Raw genomic sequence first — 22493 nt, 5'->3', positions numbered from 1 at the left:
GCCGCGATGACCCCCTTCGGCGTCTACGTGCATTGGCCGTTCTGCGAATCCAAATGCCCCTATTGCGACTTCAACAGCCACGTTCAGGACGCGGTTGACCAAGCGCGCTGGGCCAAGGCCCTGATCGCCGACCTGGCCCATTACGCGGCGGATACCCAAGACCGCAACGTGACCACCGTGTTTTTCGGCGGCGGCACACCGTCCCTGATGAAAGCGGAAACCGTGGCCGCCGTGATCCAGGGCATCCGGGATTTGTGGCCCTGTGCCGAGGATATGGAAGTCAGCCTGGAAGCCAATCCGTCGAGTGCGGAAATCGCGGCCTTTCCCGACCTCAGGGCCGCCGGGGTGACGCGGCTGTCCGTCGGCGTGCAATCCTTCGACGATGCGGCGCTTTCCGCCCTCGGCCGCCGCCACGATGCCCAGGCGGCGCGCAGGGCCCTGGCCGGGGCGCGCGACCATTTTGAAGAGTTTTCATTTGATCTTATTTACGCAAGACCTGAACAGACAAAGGATAAATGGCGTCAGGAACTGCGGGAGGCCCTGACCTTCGCCGGGCCGCACCTGTCGTTCTATCAATTGACCATCGAATCCGGCACGCCCTTCCATAAGGATGGCGTGAAGGCCGCCGAGGGTGAATTGGGCGCGGCCCTGTTCGACATCACGCAGGAGGTTCTGGGCGAAGCGGGCCTGCCGGCCTATGAGATTTCCAACCATGCCCTCCCGGGTCACGAATGCCGCCACAACCTGAACATCTGGCGCGGCTGGGATTATGTCGGCGTCGGGCCCGGGGCGCACGGCCGCCTGGCCCTGAAGGGCGACGGCGGAGCCCGGGACTGGGGCACCCATCAGGTCCATAATCCCGAACGCTGGCTGAACCTTGTCGAATCCAAGGGCCACGGCACGGCCAAAAGACGGCTTCTGGACGACGGCGACCGCGCGGAAGAGCGCGTTATCATGGGCCTGCGCCTGACCGAGGGCATCGACCGCGCCCGCTTTCAAGCCCAGGCCGGGCGCGACGTGCTGACCCTGATCAACCCGTCGAAGCTCGCCTACGCGGTCGGTGCCGGTTACGTGGAACTGGACAAAACGCGCATCGCCGCCACCGCCGAGGGGCGGCTTCGGCTCAACAGCCTGCTGGCGTCATTACTGGCCGGCTGACCGGGCGGGCTGGTCTCTTAAATTAATTCGTGTTCGCCTGGAAGGTCGCCGGCGCCTTGTCGATGACCACGGCGCCGCGCTGGCGGACCTGAAGGATGGCAAGGCCCCGTTCCGACGTGCCGTCCGGCAGGAAGCGGAAGATGCCGTCGCGGCCGGCGAAGCCGTTGGGATTGGCGATCAGTTTGGCCGTGAAGCGGTCGGGCCCGGGCAATTGGGCCAGCACGGCGGCAAGCGCCGCCGCGTCATAGGCGATGGTCGCAAGCCGCGGCGGCGCTTCACCGTAAACGTCCTGATATTCCTTTTCGAACCCGGCGCGCGGGCCCGGCGGCGGCGCCGCGTACCAGCCGCCAACCAGGGCCGGCTCGGCGCCGATGCCCGGCTCGTCCCATTGTCCGGTGCCCAGCATCCGCACCTTGTTGGGGTCGATGTCGTAGAACGGCAGCAAGGCCGCGATCGCCTGCAGGCGCTTGCCGCCATCGGCGACCAGAAGTGCGTCATAGGGCAGGTCGCCCATGGTCTGTAAATTCTCCAGGCGCGCCAAGGCGGCCTTGGAGACTTCGTCCTCCTTACCCTCCAGCTCTTTCTTCTGATTGAGCAGGGTCTGGCGGCGGAATTCGTAATCGGCCATGTCGCGGACCACGGCGGAGAAATCGTCGGCGTCGGGGTTATAGACCTCAAGCCGCGCGATCTCGCCGCCGGCGCGGCCGACGGCGGCCTTGAAGGCATCCAGCACCGTGCGGCCATAGGCATTGTCCGGCGCCATGGCGGCGAACCGCACGACCCCCCGTTCACGGGCAAAGGAGATCACCCGCTCAACCTGGGCGCGGGGCAGAAAGCCGAGGGTAAAAACCCCGTCACCGGCGACCGAACGGTCCGAGGAAAAGGCCATCACCGGCACCCCGGCCTGGCGCGCGACGGAGGCGGCCCCACGCACGTTGGCCGACAGCAGCGGGCCCAGGATCAACCGCGCCCCGTCGCCGATGGCGAGCTGCACCGCCTCGGCCGCCCCTTCGGGCGTGCCCCGGGTGTCATGGGTCAAAAGCTTGAACTTGTCGTCGGCGAAGGAAAACAGCGCCATCTGCGCCGCGTTCAATAACGCCTGGCCGACGCCCGCGTTCTGCCCCGACAGCGGCAGCAGCAGGGCGACCCGGACCGCGCCGTCGTCGGGTGCCGTGATGGTCGTGGTCTGGGCCTGGGCCGGTTCCGCCGGGGCGGCTTGCGTCAGGGGCGGCGGGGGCGGGCGCGGCACCGGCGTCACCGCATAGGTCGGCGGCGGCGGTGTGCGCGGACCCGAGACGATGGGCCGCGACGGCGTCTCCGACTTGGACTTGCCGCCTTGAATTAACCCGCCGAATGACGAAGATTGGCACGCGGCCAACAACGGCAGCACCATCACGGCCAGGGCGATCACGGCCACGACCGGGCGCGAAAGGGCGTTTTGCGAATATGACCTGTTCATCCGATGATCCGCCGGAAATTTCTGCCAAGGACGTGCGGGCGCCGGACGGCGCCCCGTTGGAGGCCGCACTGTATCTGGTCTCGACACCCATCGGCAACGCCGGAGACATCAGCGCCCGGGCGCGCGAGGTTCTCGCCCGCGCCGATCTGATCGCCTGCGAGGACACCCGGGTGACCGGCAAGCTGCTGATGATCCTGGGCATCAAGCGCGGCGACAACGGCCGCCTGCTTGCCTATCACGACCACAACGCGGCCCACCGCCGGCCGCAGATCATGGAACGCATTAAAAGCGGCGGCAGCGTGGCGTTGGTGTCGGACGCCGGCACGCCCCTGGTCTCCGACCCGGGTTACAAGCTGGTCGCCGCCTGCGTCGAAGAGGGCGTTTCCGTGACCGCCATGCCGGGACCGTCGGCGCCGCTGATGGCGCTGACCCTGTCGGGACTGCCGACGGACCGCTTCTTCTTTCAGGGCTTCCTGCCCGCCAAGGGGGCGGCCCGGCGCACGGCCCTGGCGGAAATCGCCACCGTACCGGCGACCCTGATGTTCATGGAATCGGGGCCGCGCCTGGCCGCATCCCTGGCCGACATGGCCCAGGTCCTGGGCCCCCGCCCGGCCGCCGTGGCCCGTGAGCTGACCAAGAAATTCGAAGAAGTTCGACGCGGCACGTTGGACGAACTGGCCGCCCATTATGCCGAGGCCGGCCCGCCCCGGGGCGAAATCTGCGTCGTTACCGGCCCGCCCGGCGCCGAGGCGGCGGCGACGGCGGCGGACATCGACGCCTTGCTGGCCGAGGCCCTGGCCAAGGGGTCGGTCAAGGACGCCGCGGCCGAGGTCGCGGCGCGCACCGGCCAACCGCGCAAAGCCGTCTATGCCCGGGCGCTGGAGCTGAAACGGGCCCGCGCCCCGGCGCACAAACAAGGATGACCCGAGCGGCGCCCGGCACGGACAGCCGCCGCCGCGCCGAAAGACGCGGCCGCGGGGCGGAGGCGCTGGCCGCCTTGCTGCTGATCCTGAAGGGCCATCGCATCCTGGCCCGCCGGGCGCGCACGCCCGCGGGCGAGATCGACCTGATCGCGCGACGAGGACGGGTCCTGGTGTTCGCCGAGATCAAGGCGCGGGCCAGCCTGGAGATCGGCACGGAGGCCCTGGCCCCCCGCCAGCGGGACCGCATCCTGCGCGCCGCCGAGGCCTTCATGCGCACGCGCCCCGACCTGGCCGGACTGGATTGGCGATTCGATCTGATCGTGGTCGCCGGGGGCTGGCGGCTGAAACACCTGAAGGACGCCTGGCGGCCCGGCCTGGGCTGACCCCAGTGCCATGAAAACCGCATATTCCATCCTGTATCCTGTGTCTTTATCCCCGGAAGCCCGCGCCGGAGAATTTGTCGCCGGCCCGGACCGGCGCTAGAATGCCCGCCGACCGGGGACCGTCCAATGCAGGAGATATCAAGCACCATGGCCGCACCAATTCGACCGTCCCGAGCAAAACCCCACACCACCCCTGCCCTGCCCCGCGTGTTTGCCGCCCTGCTGTTGCTGGGCGCCGCGACCGGGTTGAACGGCTGTGTCGGCGCCGCCGTCGGCGCGGGGGCGACCGTGGGCGTCGCCGCCATGGACGACCGGGGAGTGCAGGGTGTGGCCCGCGACGCCGGCCTGGCCACGCGGGTGCGCGGCAAATGGTTGAACTACGACCTGGAAACCGGCGACACGCTCGCCGTCGACGGCAGCGTCAAGGTCTACAACCGCCGCGCCATGTTGACCGGCACGGTCAAGACCGAGGACATCCGCGCCAAGGCCGTGCGCCTGACCTGGGAGGTCGAGGGCATCGAGGAAGTCATCAACGAACTGGCCGTCGGCGACACGTCGCTGTCTGATTCGGCGATCGACAGTTGGATTTCGGCCCAGTTGACGACCAAATTGACCTTCGACAAGGACGTCCAGGCCATCAACTACATCATCGAGACGGAAAACGCCGTGGTCTACCTGCTGGGTGCCGCGCAAAGCCAGGCCGAGCTCGACCGCGTGCTGGGCCATGCCCGGGGCATTTCCCGGGTCCGCGACGTGATCAGCCATGTCCGCATCAAAGCCCCTGACGCCCCCGCCGCCGATCAACCGAAGAAGGCGTCCTGAGCAATGGCCGGCAATCCCGGCATCCTGGCCGACGACGTTCGGCGCGCGCTCGGCGAGATCGGCCGCCGGGACGATGCCGACTTTCCCATCGCCGACGCCGCCCTGCATCTGGCGGCGGCACGCCTGCCGGGTCTCAACCTGGGGCCTTATGAACGTCATTTTGCGCGCCTGACCAAGGAGGTCGCCGATTACGCCGGCCCCGGCATGCCGACCCTGGCGGACCAGTACGAGGCCCTGATCCAGGTCATCGATCGGCGCTACGGATACGGCGGCAACGAAAGCGTGTTCGAGGATCTGGACGCCGCCAACCTGGCCCGCGTCATCGACACGCGGCGCGGCTTGCCGGTGGCCCTCGGCATTGTCTACATGGAAGTCTGCAACCGCCTGGGCTGGTCCCTGGTCGGCCTGGATTTTCCGGGCCGCTTCCTGGTCCGCCTGGAGGATGCCGGCGGGCGCATGATCCTCGACCTGTTCGAAGGCGGGCGCGAACTGACGCCGCCGGACCTGCGCGGCATGCTGAAGACCATGGCCGGGTCCGATGCCGAACTGCATCCGCGCTATCTCTCGGAAATGACGGCACGGCAGGTCGTGCTGCGCCTGGAGGACAATATCCGCGTGCGCCAGATGCAGCGGGGCGAATTGGCCGACGCCGCCGACACGATTTCCCTGATGCTGTCGATCGCCCCCGATACCGGGCATCTGTGGCGCGAAGCCGGGATCGTCAACGCGCGGCTTGACCGCGTCGCCCGCGCCGTCGAGGCGCTGGAGGAATACCTAAAGCGCGCCCCCGGCGAGGAAAACGGATATGAGGCGTCCTTGCTGTTGCAGGAATTGCGGGCCAAGTTAAATTAGCCGGCCGGCCCCTGCCCCACGCTCCCCCAATCGGCCGAAGGATAAGGATTTTCCCATGGCGCTTACCGTGGCCATTCAGATGGACCATGTGTCGTCCATCGACATCACCGGCGACAGCACCTTCGTCCTGGCCCTGGAAGCCCAGCGCCGCGGGCACAAGCTGCTGCACTATCTGCCGGGCGACCTTGCCTACCATCACGGCCGGGTGACCGCCTGGGCCGAACCCATGGAGGTGCGGCGCGAGGCGGGCAACCATTTCACCCTGGGCGAGAAATCGCGCATCGATCTGGCCGACACGGACGTGGTCCTGATGCGCCAGGACCCGCCCTTCGACATGGCCTATATCACGGCGACCCATCTTCTGGAGATGGTCCACCCCAAGACCCTGGTGGTGAACAACCCGGCCGAGGTGCGCAACGCGCCGGAGAAATTGTTCGTCACCCGCTTCGCCCAGTTCATGCCGCCGACCCTGATCGCGACCAACCGCCAAGACATCCTGGCCTTCCGGGAAGAGCACAAGGACATCATCGTCAAGCCGCTCTACGGCAACGGCGGGGCCGGCGTGTTCCACATCACGCCTGGGGACGAGAACCTGAATTCGCTGCTGGAAATGTTCACCGAGATGTTCCGCGAGCCGGTCATCGTCCAGGCCTATCTGAAGGACGTGCGCCAGGGCGACAAGCGCATCATCCTGATCGATGGCGAGGTCGCGGGTGCCGTCAACCGCGTGCCGGCAGCGGGCGAAAGCCGATCCAACATGCATGTCGGCGGCAAGCCGCTGAAGTCCGAACTGACCGCGCGCGAACGCGAAATCTGCGCCGCCCTGGCGCCCGAGCTGAAGGCCCGTGGCCTGATCTTCGTTGGTATTGATGTCATTGGCGGCTATCTCACGGAAATCAACGTGACCTCGCCGACGGGCTTGCAGGAAATCAACCGCTTCGACGGCGTCAGCCTGGAAAGCGACATCTGGGACGCCATCGAGGCACGGCTTTAAGCCGCGACAAGAAACGCAAAGGGAGAAACGCAATGGCGCTTATTGAAGGAATGGTCGAGGTGCCGACCAAGTACGGGCGCATGCCGTCCTTCGTCGCGCGGCCCGACGCGGGTGGGCCGTTTCCGGCGATCATCTTCTACATGGACGCGCCGGGCTTCCGCGAGGAACTCTGCAACATGGCCCGAAGAATAGCGAAAGCAGGTTACTACTGCATCCTGCCGGACATGTATTACCGGCTCGGCACCCTGCGCCTCGACAACACCCGGCGCACGGACGCCATGACCAACGTCTGGCGGGAAGCGATGAATTCCCTGACCAATGCCGACGTAACCGACGACACCGCGGGCATTCTCGCCTTCCTTGACGCCCAAGCCGACGTCGCCGCCGGGCCGGTCGGCTGTGTCGGCTATTGCATGAGCGGACGTTACGTCACCACCGTCGCCGGGCGCTTCCCGACGCGCATCAAGGCGGCGGCCAGCATGTACGGGGTCGGCATCGTCACGGACAAGGAAGATTCGCCGCATCTGCTGTTGGATCAGGTCCAGGGCGAATTGCTGTTCATCTTCGCCGAGACGGACGCCCACGTGCCGCAGGCAACGGTCGAGGCCCTGAAGAAGGCGATCAAGAAGACCGGCGTGAAGGCGACCGTCCTGCAACTCAAGGGCACGCAGCACGGCTTCCAGTTCGCCGAACGCCTGGTCTATACGCCGGTACAGGCGGAGGCCGCCTGGGACAAGCTGTTCGCCCTGTGGGACCGCAACCTGAAAAAAGCCGCCCCGGCGAAGCGCAAATAGCATCGTGAAAACACTTCTTCTGCTGCGCCACGCCAAATCCGACTGGGCCGCGTCCGGGCTTGACGACATCGACCGTCCGCTCGCCCCGCGCGGACACGACGCCGCCCCCCGCATGGGCCGCTATCTTTTGGCGGAGGGCCTGACCCCCGATCTGGTGCTGTGCTCCACGGCGCGGCGTGCCCAGGAAACCTGGGATCTGATCGCGCCCGAACTGGGCCAAGAGATTCCCGTGCGCATCAGCAAGGGGCTTTACGCCGTGTCCTCGGCCGCCCTCCTGGCGGCGCTGCGCCGCGTGCCCGACGACTGCGACCGCCTGCTGCTGATCGGCCATAACCCGGAGATCGAGGACCTGGCCCATCGCCTGGCCGGAACCGGCAAGGCCAAGGCCCTGGCAAATCTGGCGGAAAAGTACCCGACCGCCGCCCTCGCCGAAATCCGCTTCGCGCGGGACAGCTGGACCAAAATCAGCGAAGGGTCCGGCGTGCTGCAAAGGTTCGTGCGGCCCCGGGATCTGGCTTAGGCAAAATCACGCCTCTTTGCCGCGTGGGGGGTTTTCCTCTTTCGCGAAAAGGTATCTTATCTTCCAACCAACAGGGGTTGAGAAGAAGGGGCCGACGATGGTCGCACGCATCGCCACCGCCGCCTTTCAGGGCATCGACGTTCTGGACGTCGACGTCCAGGTGCAGATGACCGGCGGCCTGCCCGCCTTTTCCGTGGTCGGCCTGCCGGACAAGGCGGTCGCGGAAAGCCGGGAGCGTGTGCGCGCCGCCCTCCACGCCATGGGCCTGGCCCTGCCGCCCAAGCGCATCACCGTCAACCTGGCGCCCGCCGACCTGGCCAAGGAAGGCAGCCATTTCGATCTGCCCATCGCGCTTGCCCTGCTGACCGCCATGGACGTACTGCCCGCCGACGACATGGCGCGCTATCTGGCCCTGGGCGAACTGGCGCTCGACGGGGCGCTGGCCCCGGTCGCCGGGGTATTGCCGGCCGCCGTCCATGCCAACGCCAGGGACTTAGGCTTGATCTGCCCGGCGGCGCAGGGCGGCGAAGCCGCCTGGGCCGGCGGGACCGACATCCTGGCCGCGCCCAATCTTCTCGCGCTCGTCAATCACTTCAAGGGCAGCCAGGTACTGGCCCCGCCGGCCCGGCCCGAGGCCGGGGAACCAGCACAATATCCGGACCTGGCCGACATCAAGGGCCAGGAAACGGCCAAGCGGGGATTGGAGATCGCGGCCAGCGGCGGCCATAACCTGCTGATGGTCGGCCCGCCGGGGGCCGGGAAATCCATGTTGGCGCAGCGCCTGCCCGGGCTGCTGCCGCCGCTGGCGCCTGAAGAAATTCTCGAGGTCTCCATGGTCCAGAGCCTGGCCGGAGAGTTGACCGGCGGCGGCCTGTCCCGCCAGCGGCCGTTCCGCGATCCGCACCATTCGGCGTCCCTGCCGGCCCTGATCGGCGGCGGCATGCGGGTTCGGCCCGGCGAGGTCTCGCTCGCCCATCAGGGCGTGCTGTTCCTGGACGAACTGCCGGAATTCCAGCGCCCCACCCTGGAAAGCCTGCGCCAGCCGCTGGAAACCGGGCGCGCCGCCGTGGCCCGGGCCAATGCCCATGTCACCTATCCGGCACGGTTCCAATTGATCGCCGCCATGAACCCCTGCCGCTGCGGCTATCTCGGCGACGCGGCGCAGGCCTGTTCAAAAGCCCCAAAATGCGCGGAAGATTATCAAGGCCGCATTTCCGGCCCCCTGTTCGACCGCATCGACATTCACTTGGACGTGCCGGCGGTCAGCCCGCTCGACCTCGACCTGCCGCCGCCCGGCGAGGGCAGCGCCCAAGTCGCGGCCCGGGTCGCCCAGGCCCGCGAGATTCAGGCCGACCGTTACAAACGGGAAAAGGCCACGGGAATCCGCACCAACGCCCAGGCCGATGGCGAGTTGCTCGACCGGGTCGCCAGACCGGATGACGCGGGCCGCAAACTGCTGGTGGACGCGGCGGCGCGCCTGGGTCTCAGCGCCCGGGGCTATCACCGGGTGCTGCGCGTCGCCCGCACCCTGGCCGACATGGACCGGTCCGACGGCGTGGCGCGCCTGCATGTCGCCGAAGCGCTGTCGTTCCGGCGCCTGGCGCCGGGTCGCGGCGCCGTCACCAGTTTTTAGGATTCCCGCCGGTTCCGGCACCGGGCGAATGCAGCCAGCTTGTCCTTGTACTGCTTCATATCGTGATAGCGGTCAATTCTGTTCGCTTCGCCCGACCGGATGAGATTGAAGTATCGGCCCAGACGCCCGAGGGTCGACAGACCATATTCCAAGCGCAGGTCGGGATAGTCGCCATTCGGGCCCGGCGCACAGACAGTGAGGTAGCGCATATTTCCCGCGTGGCGGAATTTTTGCTGTTTGATCAGAAGGTCCGTCAGCTTGTCGAAAAAGCCGAAGAACGGGAGTAATGCGGCCATCAGCCGGGTCAGCCCCTTGAAGAAATTAATAGCCGCCCCCGACGGCGGCACGAAAGGCACCGGATCCGGCCCATTGACGATCCGATAGATGGGGGTCTTGAACTCGTCCATCAGGTCTTGATCGCAAACACGGGGGGCACCAAAGGTATAACAAGCAGCAAGTGACCGGCAGAGCTGGAACCAGGTCGCCGTCACCGCCAAGGCACCGCCCAAGGAATGACCTGTGATGTAGAGCGGTACGTCTGGATGTTTGGCCAGCAGAACGCCGACCTGCACCTCGACGGATTTGTATGCGTCGTGGAAGCCTTTGTGCAGATTACCTCGGATCGCCCCCTTGCCGTGTAAACGAACCGGTTCCGGGCGGACATCGAGATTGGTCATCCAATCCTTCGGTTGCTTTGTGCCGCGGAAGGCAAGAACGAGGAGCCCCTGATTCGCCGTATAATCCCCTGCAGAGTTTGGGTCAGGCATCTTCACGGCAACGTAGCCCTGGGTATCTGTCGCGACGTTGTGCAGCACACCTACTAGGTTGAACCCGCCCGCGCCTAGCATGGCCTTGAGGACAGCGTTGCTGTCGTCTTCTGAGGCTGGTGGGGGATTGAGGCCCGCCAGCACTTTCTGCACCTCTTTCAAGCGGTCCGCGATCTGCGTAGCATCGGTGATCCCCGCCAGTTCCCCGGCGAGAGCCAAAATTTGATCGGGCGTTTCTTCGTCCAGAGGCGTATAGGCGATTTCCGCCAAAACGGCCATGAGATAAGCCGTGCGATCGCTAAAGGCGGCCCGCCGGGCCGGAATTTCGAGTTCAGCAAGCTCTTTAAAGTCTTGATCCGTATCACCTGCCATGGCCCGAGCCCCCAGCAACAATTCTCCATCAATACTTGATTGTGCCAGCAAAGAACGCGGCCGCAAGCTAATAAATTATCAAAATCTAATGCGCCGACGAAGGACAACCGGGTTTCTGTGTCTGGCGCCTTGCGCCGGGGCGCGACGCCGTTAGTGGAGGCGGGACGGCACGGGGGTGACGAGGTTTTCGGCGGCCCAGGCATAACCTTCTTCGAAGGTACAGAAGGTCCGGGTTTCGCATTTGGTGCGGGACATGATCGCCTTGGACGTGATGTAAAACCGGCAGGCGAGTTCGATGCAGACGTTGCCGCCCGTGATCAAGGCGCAGCGCTGCCGCGTTTCGCCCATGGTTTGCGAGCGGGCAAATACAAGCTTTGCGATCTTGTTCCAGTCACCCTGCGGCGGGATGAAGCCGCGCAGGTCCACGACGGCCGGCAGCCTGGGGTCGATGCCGTTGGCAAACAGCCGCGCCGTGGCGGCGCGCTGCCGATCGACCCATTGTTCAACGTCGAAAACGCCGCCGAACCTGAACAGCAGAACGCCGTTATCGTCCAACCTCATATCGAATTCGAAATCCGTATCCATGCATAATCCCCCGGTTATTCATGGTCGATGAATTCATACGAAATTTTGGCATCTGGATTCTGCTAAGAGAACCGAAAAACGGTATGTGATTCAGACCGTTATGAGATCCGGCCGGAGCGCGGTCAGGGCCGCTTGAGCATCGGGCCGACGGGTTCGCCGCCGACGATGTGGAGATGCAGGTGGGGCACGTCCTGATGACCGTTCGTGCCTGTGTTGGCGATCAGCCGGTAGCCCTCTTCGGTCACGCCCAGCGTGTCGGCGACCTTCTTGATGGCCCGGGTATAAGCGAGGATTTCCGCGTCGCTGGCGTTTTCTGAAAAATCGCTCATATCGACGTAGTGACCCTTGGGAATGATCAGGACATGGACCCGGCGCTGCGGCTGAATGTCCTTGAAAGCCAGGACATGATCATCCTCGTATACGGTTGAACAAGGAATTTCGCCCCGGATGATGCGCGCGAAGATGTTGTTCTCGTCGTAAGCCATCTGAATTCTCCTGCCCTTACTTCGGGCGGCTTGCTTTTTCCGCGATGCCCGACTGCCCCGTTCGGCGCTCCAACTCGGCCCAAACGTCGGCGGGGTCGAGGCCCAGCTGCGCCCACAAGGCGAGCAGATGATAGAGCACGTCAGCACTTTCCTTTGTCACGGCGGCGTTGTCTTCGGTCAGGGCGGCGACGGCGGTCTCGACCGCTTCCTCGCCGATCTTGCGCGCGATCAGGGGCGTGCCGCCGGCGAACAGCTTGGCCGTATAGCTCGACGCCGGGTCCGCACCCCCATTTTCAAAAGCTGCTTTTCGGCTTTCGATGGTCGTGAACAGCGCGTCCAGGATATGGGTCATGGCCGGGGTCCTAACGTGAAAATCTCAGGCGGCGGTTTCATCCATGCGCACCGGCGCACCGGCCGCCAGCATATGCGCCTTGGCCTGTTGAATGGAATAGGTGCCGAAATGAAAGATCGAGGCGGCAAGCACGGCCGAGGCGTGGCCTTCCGTGATGCCGTCGACCAGATGGTCCAGAGTGCCGACCCCGCCGGAGGCGATCACCGGCACGGGCACGGCGTCGGCGACGGCGCGGGTCAGGGCCAAATCAAATCCGTTCTTGGTGCCGTCCCGGTCCATGGAGGTGAGGAGAATTTCCCCAGCCCCGAAATCGGCCATCTTTTCCGCCCAGGAAATGCATTCGATGCCCGTGGCCTTGCGCCCGCCGTGGGTGAAGATTTCGAACCGGGTGCCGTCGGGCGAGGGTTCGCGCGTTTTCGCGTCGACCCGCTTGGCGTCGACCGCGACGACGATGCATTGCGCGCCGAATTTTTCCGAGGCTTCGCGAACGAAGTCCGGGTTGTGCACGGCGGCGGTGTTGATCGAGACCTTGTCGGCCCCGGCCAACAGAAGCTTGCGGATATCGTCCGTGGTGCGCACGCCGCCGCCCACGGTCAGCGGCATGAAGCAATGTTCGGCCGTACGCGCCACCACGTCGAAGATGGTGTCGCGGTTTTCATGGCTGGCGGTGATGTCGAGGAAACACAGTTCGTCCGCCCCGGCGGCGTCATAGATTTGCGCCTGTTCGACCGGATCACCGGCGTCAATCAGGTCGACGAAGTTGACGCCCTTGACCACGCGCCCTTCGTTGACGTCGAGACAGGGAATGACGCGCGCCTTCAGCATCAGGCCGCGTCCTTCAGCAGTTTGACGGCGGCGGGCAGGTCGATCTTGCCGTCATAGACGGCGCGGCCCGAAATCACGCCTTCGAGCAGGCCGCCGCCCTGGGCCTTCAAATCTTCCAGGTCGGCCATGGACGACACGCCGCCGGACGCGATCACGGGGATGGAGACGGCGCGGGCGAGATCAAGCGTCGCCTGCAGGTTCGGGCCCTGCATGACGCCGTCGCGGCCGATGTCGGTGAAGATGATGGCGGCGACGCCCGCGTCCTCGAACCGTTTGGCAAGCTCCAGCGCCGTCAATTCCGAAACCTCGGCCCAGCCTTCGACGGCGACCAGGCCGTCGCGGGCATCGATGCCGACGGCGACCCGGCCCGGATGGGCCTTGCAGGCGGCCTTGACCAGATCCGGGTCGGTCAACGCGACCGTGCCCAGGATCACCCGGCGCACACCGCGGGCCAGCCAATCGTCGATCGTCGCCATGGTCCGGATGCCGCCGCCCAGCTGCACGGGGATGTCGAGGGCCGCCAGAATCCCGGTGACGGCGGCGGCGTTCACCGGCTTTCCTTCGAACGCGCCATTTAAATCAACCAAATGAACCCATTCGCATCCGGCATCCTGGAACGCCCGAGCCTGGGCCGCCGGGTCGTCGGAAAACACCGTCGCCTGGTCCATGTCGCCCTGATACAGGCGCACGCAGTTGCCGTCCTTGAGGTCGATGGCGGGAAAGAAAATCATAACCAACTCCGTTGGTTTGGGGTTGTCATGGCGTCCATTTCAAGAAGTTTTCGATAAGCTTAAGGCCAACGGCCTGGCTTTTCTCAGGGTGAAATTGCGTGCCGACCAGATTGTCGCGGCCCACGGCGGCGGTCACCGGGCCGCCGTAATCGGTCACGGCCAACAGATGTTCCGAGATTTCCGGCAGCATCTGATAGGAATGGACGAAATAGGCGTGCTGTCCGTTGGCCAGATCCTTGAGCACGGGATGTTCCCGGTAGCCGACCCAAAACAGCTCGTTCCAGCCCATGTGGGGAATCTTCAGCGCCGTATCGGCGGGATCGAGCGCCTTGACCGACCCCGGAATCCAGCCGAACCCGGGGGTTTCGCCGAATTCGAAGCCCGTGGTCGCCATCAACTGCATGCCGACGCAGATGCCCAGGAAGGGCTGGGCGCGGGTGATCACGGCCTCGTTCAGGGCCTCCATCATGCCGTCAATGGCGGCGATCCCGGCCCGGCAGTCGGCGAAGGCGCCCACACCCGGCAGGACCACGCGATCCGCCTTGGCGACCGCGTCCGGGTCGGCGGTCACGGTGACCGTGTCGGACCGGCCCAGGTCGCGCATCACCCGCTCGACCGCCTTGGCGGCGGAGCGCAGGTTGCCGGAACCGTAATCGATAAGGGCGACGGTCATGGAAGGCCCCTCAAACCCGGGCGGCCGCGAGGTCGCGGGCCAGCGCCGGGTCGGCATCGAGGAAACGGTAGAGGGCATCGTCCCGGTCCTGGCCGCAGACCGGGCCGGTTTCGGCGAAACCCTGGGCCGCCAGATGGCGGCGCCTGAGGTCGTTGGCGACGAAGCCGACGGCCGCGTAAAGGGCCAGCATCACCACCGTTCCGGCGATGGGATCGGGTAGCAGAACCTCGACCGCGAACCCCGCGCCCGTGATGATCACGAACAGGCCCAAGGCCGTCCACCACATGCGGTGCCACAGCGCCCAGAGGAACGAGAACAGAAAGGCCGGCCAGTTAAAGCCCTCCTTGACCAGACGGACATCCTTGTCCGGGTCCAGGCCGTGGCGGCGAAGGTGAACGGTGAAGACGCGCATGGGTCCAGATGCTCGTTAGAAGTCGGTCGCCCGGGGTGGGCGGAGGCGGGACGGCCTAGAGCGAGCCGCCCAGGGTTCCCTTGGTCGAGGGCACGGCGTCGGCCTTGCGCGGGTCGATGGTGGCGGCGTCGCGCAGGCTCCGCGCCAGGCCCTTGTAGCAGGACTCGACGATATGGTGGTTGTTCTCACCATAGAGGTTTTCCACGTGCAGGGTCGCCCCCGCGGCCTGGGCAAAGGCCTGGAACCATTCCTTGAACAGTTCCGTGTCCATGTCACCCAGCTTGGGCTTGGAGAAATTCACCCGCCAGATCAGATAGGGCCGGTTGCTGAGGTCGATGGCGATGCGCGACAGGGTTTCGTCCATAGGCACCAGGGCCGAGCCGTAGCGCGTGATGCCACGGCGGTCGCCCAGCGCCTTGTTCACCGCTTCGCCGATGGCGATGCCCGTGTCCTCGGTGGTGTGGTGGAAATCGATATGGGTATCGCCCTGGGCCTCGACCGTCAGGTCCATGAGCGAATGGCGCGACAGCTGTTCCAGCATGTGGTCGAGAAAGCCGACCCCGGTGGACACGGAATATTCCCCCGTGCCGTCCAGGTTGACGCTGACCTTGATCTGCGTTTCCTTGGTGTTGCGTTCGACGCTGGCCGTGCGCATGGCCGATTTCCTTCCGAAACTGTGGATGCGGTCTTTTATCAGGCGGCCCCTCTTTTACCAAAAAAATAGTACGCCCGGCCGCCGCCCGCCACCCGGCCGCCGTCTGGTCGCCGTCTGGTCGCATGGCCCCGCCTTGATATGGACCGTTGACCCGACCACATGGTTCCCTATCATCCCGGCTTCTCTTTTCCCGGCAGACCCACATTCCAAGGCCACATTCCAAGGAACCGATCATATGGCAAGCGACACCCCCCTTTGGCACGGCACCACCATCCTTTGCGTGCGCAAGGGATCGGACGTGGTGCTTGCCGGCGACGGCCAAGTGTCGCTTGGCGACACGGTGATCAAGGCCAATGCGCGGAAGGTCCGCCGCCTGGGCGACGGCAACGTGATCGGCGGTTTCGCAGGCGCCACGGCCGATGCCTTCACCTTGTTTGAGCGCCTGGAAGCCAAGCTGGAACAATATCCCACGCAGCTGACCCGCGCCTGTGTCGAGCTGGCCAAGGACTGGCGCACGGACCGATACCTGCGCCGGCTGGAAGCCATGATGGCCGTGGCGGACAAGGAGGTTTCCCTGGTCCTGACCGGCACCGGCGACGTGCTGGAGCCCGAGGACGGGCTGATCGGCATCGGCTCCGGCGGCAATTACGCGCTGGCCGCCGCCCGCGCCCTGATCGACCAGGACGGCCTGGACGCCCGCCAGATCGCCGAAAAGGCCATGGGTGTGGCCGCCGGGATCTGCGTTTACACCAACTCCAACCTGACCATCGAGGCCTTATGACCGAGACCGCCGACACGACCTCCGCCCCGCGCAGCCTGGACGACACGCTCGCCGCCGGCACGTCGAGCTTCACGCCCCGCGAGATCGTCTCCGAGCTGGACCGCCACATCATCGGCCAGAAGGACGCCAAGCGCGCGGTCGCCATCGCACTCCGCAACCGCTGGCGGCGGCAGCAGCTGGACGACGACCTGAAGGAAGAGGTCCTGCCCAAGAACATCCTGATGATCGGGCCGACCGGCGTCGGCAAGACCGAGATCGCGCGCAGGCTGGCCAAGCTGGCCCAGGCCCCCTTCATCAAGGTCGAGGCGACCAAGTTCACGGAAGTCGGCTATGTCGGCCGGGATGTCGAGCAGATCGTCCGCGACCTGGTCGAGACCGCCATTCACATGACCCGCGAACGCCTGCGCAAGCAGGTTCAGGCCAAGGCCGAGGCCCGGGCCGAGGAACGGGTGCTCGACGCCCTGGTCGGCGACAACGCCTCCAAGGAAACCCGCGAAACCTTCCGGCGCAAGCTGCGCAACAACGAGCTCAACGACCGCGAGGTCGAGATCACCGTCACCGACGCGCCCAACCTGGGCATGCCGACCTTCGACATCCCCGGCATGCCGGGCGCGCAGATGGGCATGCTCAACCTGAACGACATGCTGGGCAAGGCCTTCGGCCAGCAGCAGAAACCCAAGCGCCTGACGGTGGAAGAAAGCTACGGCGTGCTGCTCGCCGAGGAAGGCGACAAGCTGCTCGACGACGACCGGGTGACCAAGGACGCCATCCACGCGGTGGAAAACAACGGCATCGTGTTCCTGGATGAGATCGACAAGATTTCCCAGCGCACCGACGTGAAGGGCGGCGACGTCAGCCGCGAAGGCGTGCAGCGCGACCTCTTGCCGCTGATCGAAGGCACCACCGTCGCGACCAAGCATGGGCCCGTGAACACGGACCATATCCTGTTCATCGCCTCGGGCGCGTTCCATGTTTCCAAACCGTCGGACATGCTGCCCGAACTTCAGGGCCGCCTGCCCATCCGGGTCAACCTGCGGGCGCTCACCAAGGACGATTTCAAACGCATCCTGACGGAGACCGAGGCGTCGCTGCTGAAACAGTACGTCGCCTTGATGAAGACGGAAGAGCTGGAGCTGATCTTCACCGACGACGCCGTCGACGCCATCGCCGGCCTCGCCGTCGACATCAACGAGGGCGTCGAGAACATCGGCGCTCGCCGCCTGCATACGGTCCTGGAAAAGCTGGTCGAGGAGATCAGCTACACTGCCTCCGACCGCTCCGGCGAAACGGTGACCATCGACGCCAAATACGTGGACGAGCAGGTCGCGCCGCTGGCCAAGAACGCTGATCTGTCGAAGTTCATTCTCTAATTATCGCAAGACATTTTTAATGTCGTGTTCGTTGCCAAATAGTCACTTTTGAGCAATTATTACGTGCATGTATATTATGTACGTAGATGAAAGCGGTGACACGGGATTAGGGAACACCCAAACCACCCATTTTGTATTGTCTGGAATTGTCGTACACGAATCCCGGTGGCGTGATTTTATTGGTGCCCTAATCGCATTACGAAAGACGCTGAGAAGCGTCTACGGCCTTCCTGTCCGCGGTGAAATTCATTCATCTGAATTCATTAACAGCCGACCATTCAACATCGAAAAACACGATCGCCTCGCAATTCTACGCAACTGCTTAGATGAAATGGCGAAAATCGATTTCATTTCAATTACCAATGTTGTGGTTACAAAAGCAGGGAAGCCACAAGACTATGATGTCTTCCATTCTGCCTGGGGTACGTTATTTCAGAGGTTCGAAAATACGCTTCTCCACGGAAATTTCCCCGGGAAGCATAGTCGCGACCATGGAATCCTCCTGACTGACGCCACAGCAGGCACAAAACTGCTCCGTTTAGTTCGACGGATGGCAGTCTATAACTATATTCCCAACGATCAGCGATACGGTGGCGGGTCTAGAAACATTCCGATCCAGCGGATTATTGAAGATCCGCATATGAAAGACTCGGCTGAAACCTACCCAATCCAGATGTGTGACGTCGCGGCCTACTTCCTTTATCAGCGCTATTCACCAAATGCTTATATCCGCAAAAAAAGAGCTACGCGATATTTTGACCGACTAACACCGGTTTTGAATACCCGTGCTAGTCGATTTAATCCGCTAGGAATTGTGGAGATTTAAAAATTAGGGCGGGCAACCGAAGTTGCCCGCCGGGGAAATCCTACTCTTAGGTTATGCCTAATTTCAGATTTCATTAATATGATACCAAATTATCCATTATGATTCAACGCGTTAAAAGAATCTAATTTCAATGGCTTAATACTCGCCCGCCTAAAATCGTGATTTAGTGCGTCGGCCCGCCGCGTGTCCTTGCCGCGCGGCGGCCGCGGATTTCGGCGATGATCCAGTCGATGGTGTCTTCGTCCAGTTCGTGGATCAGTTCGGCCAGCAGGTTGGCCAGTTCCGTAGCCTTGGGGTTGAGGCCCGCCGTGTCGACGGTGATGCGGGGATGGGACAAGGCGGCCATGCGTTTGAGCTCGTCCGTTTCCTCCATCCCTAAATTAAAGTAACCCGCGATCTGCTGCACCAGGCCCGGGCCGGGACGGCCCCGATAGCCATGTTCGAGCGCCGAGAAATAGGCCGAGGACACGCCCATTTCCTGGGCGAACTGCTTGAGCGTGATTTTGTGCACCTTGCGCAGGCGGCGCACCTTCTGGCCGAAGGGTGTCATGATGAAATCTTCATGTCATTGGGCCCCCTTGTTGCGTTTGAGCAGAATGTAGAGCGCGCCCTGGCCCCCGTGCGGGCGGGCGGCGTGATCGAAGGCGTGGATCAGGCCCTTCAAGGGCGGCGCGTTGAGCCAGCCGGGCACGGCCTGGCGCAGGACGCCGATTTCGCCCGTGTCGCGCGTGCCCTTGCCGGTGATGACCAGCACGCAGCGCTTGCCTTGACCATAGGCGCGGGTGATGAAGCCGATCAGCTCATTATGGGCGACCGATTGCGTCATGCCGTGCAGGTCGAGGCGGCCTTCGACCGCCATCTTGCCGCGCCGCATGTTGGTCTGGGTGCGGCGGTCGAGCCCGGGGGCCGCCCCGTGGCTGAGTTCGCGGGCGGGCGATGATGGGGTCGTGGCGGCGGCGGGCAGGGGGGTTGTTTTGTAAGAACGCGGCGCGGGCTTGGCCTTCGGCGGCAGGGCGGCCGGGTCGGGGACCGGATGGTCGATGCGGGCTTCGCGGACGGGAAGGGGTTTGACGTCGCGGGTGACCATTGCCCAGAGGGCGTCGTCTTCCGGCGCGGCGCCCGGTCCCTTAACCCGTTTGTCCGCCATCGTCCCCATCGTCCACGATTACGATGTGCAGGTGCTTCGGCCCATGGATGCCCAGGAACAGGACCAGTTCGATATCCGCCGTGCGCGACGGGCCGGTGATCCAGTTGACCGTGCGCGGCATGAAGCGGCCGGCGCCCTCGGCATTCTGGCGGTCGGCGCGAAGCCGCGTCCAGATGTCTTCGAAACAGCCGGAGATATCGGACGCGCGCAACACCGCGATATGCACCGGCGGCAGGAAGTTGACCGTGGTCGGGCTTTTCGGGCCGGACAGGAACACCAGCGATCCCGTTTCCGCGACGGCGCCGAAGGCGTGGCTGACGCCCGCCGTGTCCTCGCCCTGGGCCGGGCCTTCGGAAATGGTGATCGCGGTCTTGTCCCAGGGGGCGGCCTGAAGGCGCGGGTCGGGCGTCATGCGCACGGCGGCGGGCAGGTTCTGCGCCGCCAGGTAATCGGCGATCGCCCCCGGCAGGTCGTCCAGGGAATTGACGCGGGCGACCGTGGCCTGAACCCGTTCGGCCTCGGCCTGGAAGCGGTCGGTGGCGTCGGCCCCGGTGTCCTTGCCCCGCACCGGGATGACATGGCGCGCCTTGGCCATCAGGCGCTGGGCCACGGCGGCGCGGCGCGCCCCGTCATTGGATTGGGTCAGGGCGGCGCGCAGGTCGCCCAGGATTTGTTCGCGCCCGCTCATTGTCCCTTGCTCCGCACCACGGCGCCGACCGGGCCCTTGTGATATTGCGCGATGAAGCTGTCGCCTTGCGGGGCGGGCAGGTCGCGGGGACCGGTCCAGCCGCCGGCCAGCGGCAGCCATTTGAACCGCCCGCGTTTGCGGCCCAAAATCGCCAGCGCCGTCATCAGCGGCCCGGTCACGGCGCGGTAAAGCTTGGGCCGCTTGGCAAGCGCCGCCCAGAGCCCGAGCGCCCAGCGCGCGGCCGCCGAATTGCCCTTGCGCTGATACTGCCGTTCGCGCCAGGCGCGCAGCATCTTGGGCAGGGGGATGCGCATGGGACAGACGGTTTCGCACTTGCCGCAGAGGGTCGACGCATTGGGCAGATCGCCCGCTTCGTGAATGCCGATCAGGCCCGGGATCAGCACCGCCCCCATGGGCCCGGAATAGACCCAGCCGTACGCATGGCCACCGATGGCGTGATAGACGGGGCAGTGGTTGAGGCAGGATCCGCAGCGGATGCAGCGCAGCATTTCCTGAAATTCCGTGCCGACCAGTTCCGTCCGCCCGTTGTCCAGTAGGATGACATGGTATTCGTCGGGCCCGTCCAGATCGTCGGGCCGTTTCGGGCCGGTGCAGAAGGTGGTGTAGACGGTGATGTCCTGCCCCGTGCCGGAGCGCGCCAGCACTCGCAGCACCGTCGCCGTGTCTTCCAGCGTGGGGATGACCTTTTCCAAACTGGCGATGACGATATGCACGCGGGGCAGGGAATAGGTCAGGTCCGCGTTGCCTTCGTTGGTGACCAGCACATTGGTCCCCGTTTCGGCGATCAGGAAGTTGGCCCCGGTCAGGCCGACGTCGGCGTTGAGGAACTTGTCGCGCAGCTCAACCCGCGCTTCTTCCAGCAGGGATTTGGGATCGTCCAGATTGCGCGCCGGGTCCAGGTTGGTGTGGGCCTTGCGGAACGTGTCCTCGACCTGGCCTTTGTTCAGATGCACGGCCGGCGCGATGATGTGCGACGGCGGCTCCTTGCGCAGCTGGATGATGTATTCGCCCAGGTCCGTTTCGATGGGGGCGACGCCGTTTTCTTCCAGGAAATCGTTGATGGCGATTTCCTCGCCGATCATGGATTTCGATTTGGTCACCGTCTTGGCGTTGACGCTGCGGCAGATTTCCAGGATTTTTTCCCGCGCGTCCTGGCCCGTGCGGCACCAATGGACATGCCCGCCCGCTTCCTTGACCTTGGATTCGTACTGTTCCAGGTACAGATCCAGATGCGCCAGGGTGTGATCCTTGATCGCCTTGGCGGCGTCGCGCAGTTGATCGAATTCCGGCAGGCGGTCGATGGCTTCGGCCCGGCGGAGGGGAAAGCCTTCGCCCAGGCGGGTCAGGGCCTGGGCCAGCTGGCCGTCGGCCATGGCCTCGCGGGCGTTCTGCTTGAACCGGCGGGTCTGGGTTTCCATCAGGCCGTGTCCTCGTCCGCTTCGCCGATGGCGGGCTGGTCGGTCATTCCGGCCAGAACCTCGGCGACGTGGCGGGCCTGAACGGACGCCCCCCGGCCTTTCAGCCGCCCGGCCATATTCATCAGACAGCCCAGGTCGCCGGCCAGCAGCAGGTCCGCGCCCGTGGCCAAAATGTCATCGGCCTTGGCATCGACCATCTTTTCCGAAATGTCCGGATACTTGACGCAGAACAATCCGCCGAAGCCGCAGCAGGTTTCCGGAATGTCGCCTTCGACCAGGGTCAGGCCGCCGACCTTGCCGAGCAATGCCCTGGGCTGCGCCTTGATGCCGAGTTCACGCAGGCCCGAACATGAATCGTGATAGGTCGCCGTGACGCCCAGATCGGGCGGCGAGATGTCCGCCTGCATGACGTCGGCGAGGAAGGCGACCAGTTCGAACGTCTTGGCGGCCAACGCCTCGGCCCGCGCCTTCCAGGCCGCATCGTCCTTCAACAGGTGCGGATAGTGGTGGGAAATCATCCCGGCGCAGGACCCGGAGGGAGCGACCACGTAATCGAAGCCCTCGAACACGGCGATCACGTTTTTCGCGATGTCCCGCGCATCCGCGCTGTCGCCGGAATTATAGGCCGGCTGGCCGCAGCAGGTCTGGGCCTCGGGCACGGAAACACGGCAGCCCGCGTCCTCCAGCAGCTTCACCGTGGCGAAGCCGACGCTGGGCCGCATCAGGTCGACGAGGCAGGTCGCGAACAGGCCGACCTCGGGCGAGGTCGGCGGGTTTTTCAGGGCGGGTGCATATTCGGTCATGGTGGGAGGCAGAATGCGGGCTTGGCCGCCGATTGACAAGACCG

The 22493-nt window shown here is 64.8% G+C and carries 27 protein-coding genes; 12 read left to right on the top strand and 15 right to left on the bottom strand.

Annotated elements, in window-relative coordinates:
* Positions 1–6 precede the first annotated feature (6 nt).
* Positions 7–1158 carry a coproporphyrinogen III oxidase gene (locus tag KFF05_18045; GenBank protein UTW51765.1) on the top strand — a complete coding sequence of 384 codons (1152 nt, stop codon included), beginning with the start codon at positions 7–9 and terminating at the stop codon, positions 1156–1158.
* A 22-nt stretch (positions 1159–1180) separates the two neighbouring features.
* Here the strand turns inward: KFF05_18045 and KFF05_18040 are convergent, their stop codons facing one another.
* On the bottom strand, positions 1181–2617 hold the full coding sequence (locus tag KFF05_18040) for a penicillin-binding protein activator (GenBank protein ID UTW51764.1): 1437 nt from the start codon (positions 2615–2617) through the stop codon (positions 1181–1183).
* On the opposite strand from KFF05_18040, the gene rsmI reads away from it, so the two are divergent.
* The 8 genes from rsmI to KFF05_18000 all read left to right on the top strand — a co-directional run bounded on the left by rsmI (position 2605) and on the right by KFF05_18000 (position 9538).
* On the top strand, positions 2605–3540 hold the full coding sequence (rsmI, locus tag KFF05_18035) for a 16S rRNA (cytidine(1402)-2'-O)-methyltransferase (protein UTW51763.1): 936 nt from the start codon (positions 2605–2607) through the stop codon (positions 3538–3540). The two genes, KFF05_18040 and rsmI, sit on opposite strands and share 13 nt — an antisense overlap.
* Entirely contained in the window at positions 3537–3923 is a 387-nt protein-coding gene (locus tag KFF05_18030) for a YraN family protein (protein UTW51762.1), read from the top strand. Before rsmI ends, KFF05_18030 begins: the two co-directional genes overlap by 4 nt.
* Before the next feature lie 147 nt (positions 3924–4070).
* Positions 4071–4745 (top strand): BON domain-containing protein, encoded by a 675-nt coding sequence (locus KFF05_18025; GenBank protein ID UTW51761.1) that lies wholly within the window; start codon positions 4071–4073, stop codon positions 4743–4745.
* Between the two features lie 3 nt (positions 4746–4748).
* A complete protein-coding gene (locus tag KFF05_18020; GenBank protein ID UTW51760.1) occupies positions 4749–5597 on the top strand; it encodes a transglutaminase family protein in 849 nt (282 codons plus the stop codon).
* A gap of 55 nt (positions 5598–5652) precedes the next feature.
* The gene (gshB, locus tag KFF05_18015) at positions 5653–6591 is read left to right on the top strand and encodes a glutathione synthase (GenBank protein ID UTW51759.1); all 939 of its coding nucleotides are present in this window, start codon (positions 5653–5655) and stop codon (positions 6589–6591) included.
* A 32-nt stretch (positions 6592–6623) separates the two neighbouring features.
* Positions 6624–7385: a dienelactone hydrolase family protein gene (locus KFF05_18010; protein ID UTW51758.1), complete on the top strand. Its 762-nt coding sequence runs from the start codon at positions 6624–6626 to the stop codon at positions 7383–7385.
* Position 7386: 1 nt separating this feature from the next.
* On the top strand, positions 7387–7905 hold the full coding sequence (locus tag KFF05_18005; GenBank protein ID UTW53782.1) for a histidine phosphatase family protein: 519 nt from the start codon (positions 7387–7389) through the stop codon (positions 7903–7905).
* A 97-nt stretch (positions 7906–8002) separates the two neighbouring features.
* The gene (locus KFF05_18000) at positions 8003–9538 is read left to right on the top strand and encodes a YifB family Mg chelatase-like AAA ATPase (GenBank protein UTW51757.1); all 1536 of its coding nucleotides are present in this window, start codon (positions 8003–8005) and stop codon (positions 9536–9538) included.
* On the opposite strand, the gene KFF05_17995 is transcribed toward KFF05_18000, so the two are convergent.
* The 9 genes from KFF05_17995 to hisB all read right to left on the bottom strand — a co-directional run bounded on the left by KFF05_17995 (position 9535) and on the right by hisB (position 15395).
* Positions 9535–10677 (bottom strand): lipase family protein, encoded by a 1143-nt coding sequence (locus KFF05_17995; protein UTW51756.1) that lies wholly within the window; start codon positions 10675–10677, stop codon positions 9535–9537. The two genes, KFF05_18000 and KFF05_17995, sit on opposite strands and share 4 nt — an antisense overlap.
* 150 nt (positions 10678–10827) lie before the next feature.
* Positions 10828–11262 (bottom strand): hypothetical protein, encoded by a 435-nt coding sequence (locus KFF05_17990; protein ID UTW51755.1) that lies wholly within the window; start codon positions 11260–11262, stop codon positions 10828–10830.
* A 122-nt stretch (positions 11263–11384) separates the two neighbouring features.
* On the bottom strand, positions 11385–11747 hold the full coding sequence (locus tag KFF05_17985) for a histidine triad nucleotide-binding protein (GenBank protein UTW51754.1): 363 nt from the start codon (positions 11745–11747) through the stop codon (positions 11385–11387).
* A 16-nt stretch (positions 11748–11763) separates the two neighbouring features.
* Positions 11764–12099: a phosphoribosyl-ATP diphosphatase gene (locus KFF05_17980; protein ID UTW51753.1), complete on the bottom strand. Its 336-nt coding sequence runs from the start codon at positions 12097–12099 to the stop codon at positions 11764–11766.
* 24 nt (positions 12100–12123) lie between these two features.
* The gene (gene hisF / locus KFF05_17975; GenBank protein ID UTW51752.1) at positions 12124–12924 is read right to left on the bottom strand and encodes an imidazole glycerol phosphate synthase subunit HisF; all 801 of its coding nucleotides are present in this window, start codon (positions 12922–12924) and stop codon (positions 12124–12126) included.
* A complete protein-coding gene (gene hisA, locus KFF05_17970; protein UTW51751.1) occupies positions 12924–13655 on the bottom strand; it encodes a 1-(5-phosphoribosyl)-5-[(5-phosphoribosylamino)methylideneamino]imidazole-4-carboxamide isomerase in 732 nt (243 codons plus the stop codon). Before hisA ends, hisF begins: the two co-directional genes overlap by 1 nt.
* 25 nt (positions 13656–13680) lie before the next feature.
* The gene (gene hisH / locus KFF05_17965) at positions 13681–14328 is read right to left on the bottom strand and encodes an imidazole glycerol phosphate synthase subunit HisH (GenBank protein UTW51750.1); all 648 of its coding nucleotides are present in this window, start codon (positions 14326–14328) and stop codon (positions 13681–13683) included.
* Between the two features lie 10 nt (positions 14329–14338).
* Positions 14339–14740, bottom strand: coding sequence for a DUF2628 domain-containing protein (locus KFF05_17960; GenBank protein ID UTW51749.1), 402 nt, complete (start codon positions 14738–14740; stop codon positions 14339–14341).
* 55 nt (positions 14741–14795) lie between these two features.
* A complete protein-coding gene (hisB, locus tag KFF05_17955) occupies positions 14796–15395 on the bottom strand; it encodes an imidazoleglycerol-phosphate dehydratase HisB (protein ID UTW51748.1) in 600 nt (199 codons plus the stop codon).
* 235 nt (positions 15396–15630) lie between these two features.
* On the opposite strand from hisB, the gene hslV reads away from it, so the two are divergent.
* The 3 genes from hslV to KFF05_17940 all read left to right on the top strand — a co-directional run bounded on the left by hslV (position 15631) and on the right by KFF05_17940 (position 18372).
* Positions 15631–16176 (top strand): ATP-dependent protease subunit HslV, encoded by a 546-nt coding sequence (gene hslV, locus KFF05_17950; protein UTW51747.1) that lies wholly within the window; start codon positions 15631–15633, stop codon positions 16174–16176.
* Entirely contained in the window at positions 16173–17546 is a 1374-nt protein-coding gene (gene hslU, locus KFF05_17945; protein UTW51746.1) for an ATP-dependent protease ATPase subunit HslU, read from the top strand. The genes hslV and hslU overlap by 4 nt, the downstream gene beginning before the upstream one ends.
* Before the next feature lie 67 nt (positions 17547–17613).
* Complete coding sequence (locus KFF05_17940) at positions 17614–18372, top strand: DUF3800 domain-containing protein (GenBank protein UTW51745.1); 759 nt, start codon at positions 17614–17616, stop codon at positions 18370–18372.
* 163 nt (positions 18373–18535) lie between these two features.
* Here KFF05_17940 and KFF05_17935 read toward each other — a convergent pair whose 3' ends face one another.
* The 5 genes from KFF05_17935 to KFF05_17915 are packed head-to-tail and all read right to left on the bottom strand — an operon-like array spanning position 18536 to position 22449.
* Entirely contained in the window at positions 18536–18922 is a 387-nt protein-coding gene (locus KFF05_17935; GenBank protein UTW51744.1) for a helix-turn-helix transcriptional regulator, read from the bottom strand.
* Positions 18923–18937: 15 nt separating this feature from the next.
* Complete coding sequence (locus KFF05_17930) at positions 18938–19519, bottom strand: Smr/MutS family protein (GenBank protein ID UTW51743.1); 582 nt, start codon at positions 19517–19519, stop codon at positions 18938–18940.
* Positions 19500–20207 (bottom strand): lactate utilization protein, encoded by a 708-nt coding sequence (locus KFF05_17925; protein ID UTW51742.1) that lies wholly within the window; start codon positions 20205–20207, stop codon positions 19500–19502. Before KFF05_17925 ends, KFF05_17930 begins: the two co-directional genes overlap by 20 nt.
* Positions 20204–21646 (bottom strand): iron-sulfur cluster-binding protein, encoded by a 1443-nt coding sequence (locus KFF05_17920; GenBank protein UTW51741.1) that lies wholly within the window; start codon positions 21644–21646, stop codon positions 20204–20206. The genes KFF05_17925 and KFF05_17920 overlap by 4 nt, the downstream gene beginning before the upstream one ends.
* Complete coding sequence (locus KFF05_17915) at positions 21646–22449, bottom strand: (Fe-S)-binding protein (protein ID UTW51740.1); 804 nt, start codon at positions 22447–22449, stop codon at positions 21646–21648. The genes KFF05_17920 and KFF05_17915 overlap by 1 nt, the downstream gene beginning before the upstream one ends.
* Between the last annotated feature and the right edge of the window lie 44 nt (positions 22450–22493).

The sequence above is a fragment of the bacterium SCSIO 12827 genome, assembly GCA_024397995.1.
Taxonomy (GTDB): Bacteria; Pseudomonadota; Alphaproteobacteria; order Rhodospirillales; family Casp-alpha2; genus UBA1479.
The sequence above is the reverse complement of the archived record's forward strand: the minus strand, read 5'-3'. Positions and strand labels throughout refer to the sequence as shown.

Coding starts and splice junctions, on each gene's coding strand:
- KFF05_17940 (UTW51745.1), top strand. CDS start 17,614: ATGTATATTATGTACGTAGATGAAAGCGGTGACACGGGATTAGGGAAC.
- KFF05_18040 (UTW51764.1), bottom strand. CDS start 2,617: ATGAACAGGTCATATTCGCAAAACGCCCTTTCGCGCCCGGTCGTGGCC.
- KFF05_17920 (UTW51741.1), bottom strand. CDS start 21,646: ATGGAAACCCAGACCCGCCGGTTCAAGCAGAACGCCCGCGAGGCCATG.
- KFF05_17935 (UTW51744.1), bottom strand. CDS start 18,922: ATGACACCCTTCGGCCAGAAGGTGCGCCGCCTGCGCAAGGTGCACAAA.
- KFF05_18010 (UTW51758.1), top strand. CDS start 6,624: ATGGCGCTTATTGAAGGAATGGTCGAGGTGCCGACCAAGTACGGGCGC.
- hslU (UTW51746.1), top strand. CDS start 16,173: ATGACCGAGACCGCCGACACGACCTCCGCCCCGCGCAGCCTGGACGAC.
- hisA (UTW51751.1), bottom strand. CDS start 13,655: ATGATTTTCTTTCCCGCCATCGACCTCAAGGACGGCAACTGCGTGCGC.
- KFF05_18030 (UTW51762.1), top strand. CDS start 3,537: ATGACCCGAGCGGCGCCCGGCACGGACAGCCGCCGCCGCGCCGAAAGA.
- hisF (UTW51752.1), bottom strand. CDS start 12,924: ATGCTGAAGGCGCGCGTCATTCCCTGTCTCGACGTCAACGAAGGGCGC.
- KFF05_18025 (UTW51761.1), top strand. CDS start 4,071: ATGGCCGCACCAATTCGACCGTCCCGAGCAAAACCCCACACCACCCCT.
- gshB (UTW51759.1), top strand. CDS start 5,653: ATGGCGCTTACCGTGGCCATTCAGATGGACCATGTGTCGTCCATCGAC.
- KFF05_17985 (UTW51754.1), bottom strand. CDS start 11,747: ATGGCTTACGACGAGAACAACATCTTCGCGCGCATCATCCGGGGCGAA.
- KFF05_17995 (UTW51756.1), bottom strand. CDS start 10,677: ATGGCAGGTGATACGGATCAAGACTTTAAAGAGCTTGCTGAACTCGAA.
- hisB (UTW51748.1), bottom strand. CDS start 15,395: ATGCGCACGGCCAGCGTCGAACGCAACACCAAGGAAACGCAGATCAAG.
- KFF05_17930 (UTW51743.1), bottom strand. CDS start 19,519: ATGGCGGACAAACGGGTTAAGGGACCGGGCGCCGCGCCGGAAGACGAC.
- KFF05_17980 (UTW51753.1), bottom strand. CDS start 12,099: ATGACCCATATCCTGGACGCGCTGTTCACGACCATCGAAAGCCGAAAA.
- rsmI (UTW51763.1), top strand. CDS start 2,605: ATGACCTGTTCATCCGATGATCCGCCGGAAATTTCTGCCAAGGACGTG.
- KFF05_17990 (UTW51755.1), bottom strand. CDS start 11,262: ATGGATACGGATTTCGAATTCGATATGAGGTTGGACGATAACGGCGTT.
- KFF05_18020 (UTW51760.1), top strand. CDS start 4,749: ATGGCCGGCAATCCCGGCATCCTGGCCGACGACGTTCGGCGCGCGCTC.
- KFF05_17925 (UTW51742.1), bottom strand. CDS start 20,207: ATGAGCGGGCGCGAACAAATCCTGGGCGACCTGCGCGCCGCCCTGACC.
- KFF05_18000 (UTW51757.1), top strand. CDS start 8,003: ATGGTCGCACGCATCGCCACCGCCGCCTTTCAGGGCATCGACGTTCTG.
- hslV (UTW51747.1), top strand. CDS start 15,631: ATGGCAAGCGACACCCCCCTTTGGCACGGCACCACCATCCTTTGCGTG.
- KFF05_17960 (UTW51749.1), bottom strand. CDS start 14,740: ATGCGCGTCTTCACCGTTCACCTTCGCCGCCACGGCCTGGACCCGGAC.
- KFF05_18045 (UTW51765.1), top strand. CDS start 7: ATGACCCCCTTCGGCGTCTACGTGCATTGGCCGTTCTGCGAATCCAAA.
- KFF05_17915 (UTW51740.1), bottom strand. CDS start 22,449: ATGACCGAATATGCACCCGCCCTGAAAAACCCGCCGACCTCGCCCGAG.
- hisH (UTW51750.1), bottom strand. CDS start 14,328: ATGACCGTCGCCCTTATCGATTACGGTTCCGGCAACCTGCGCTCCGCC.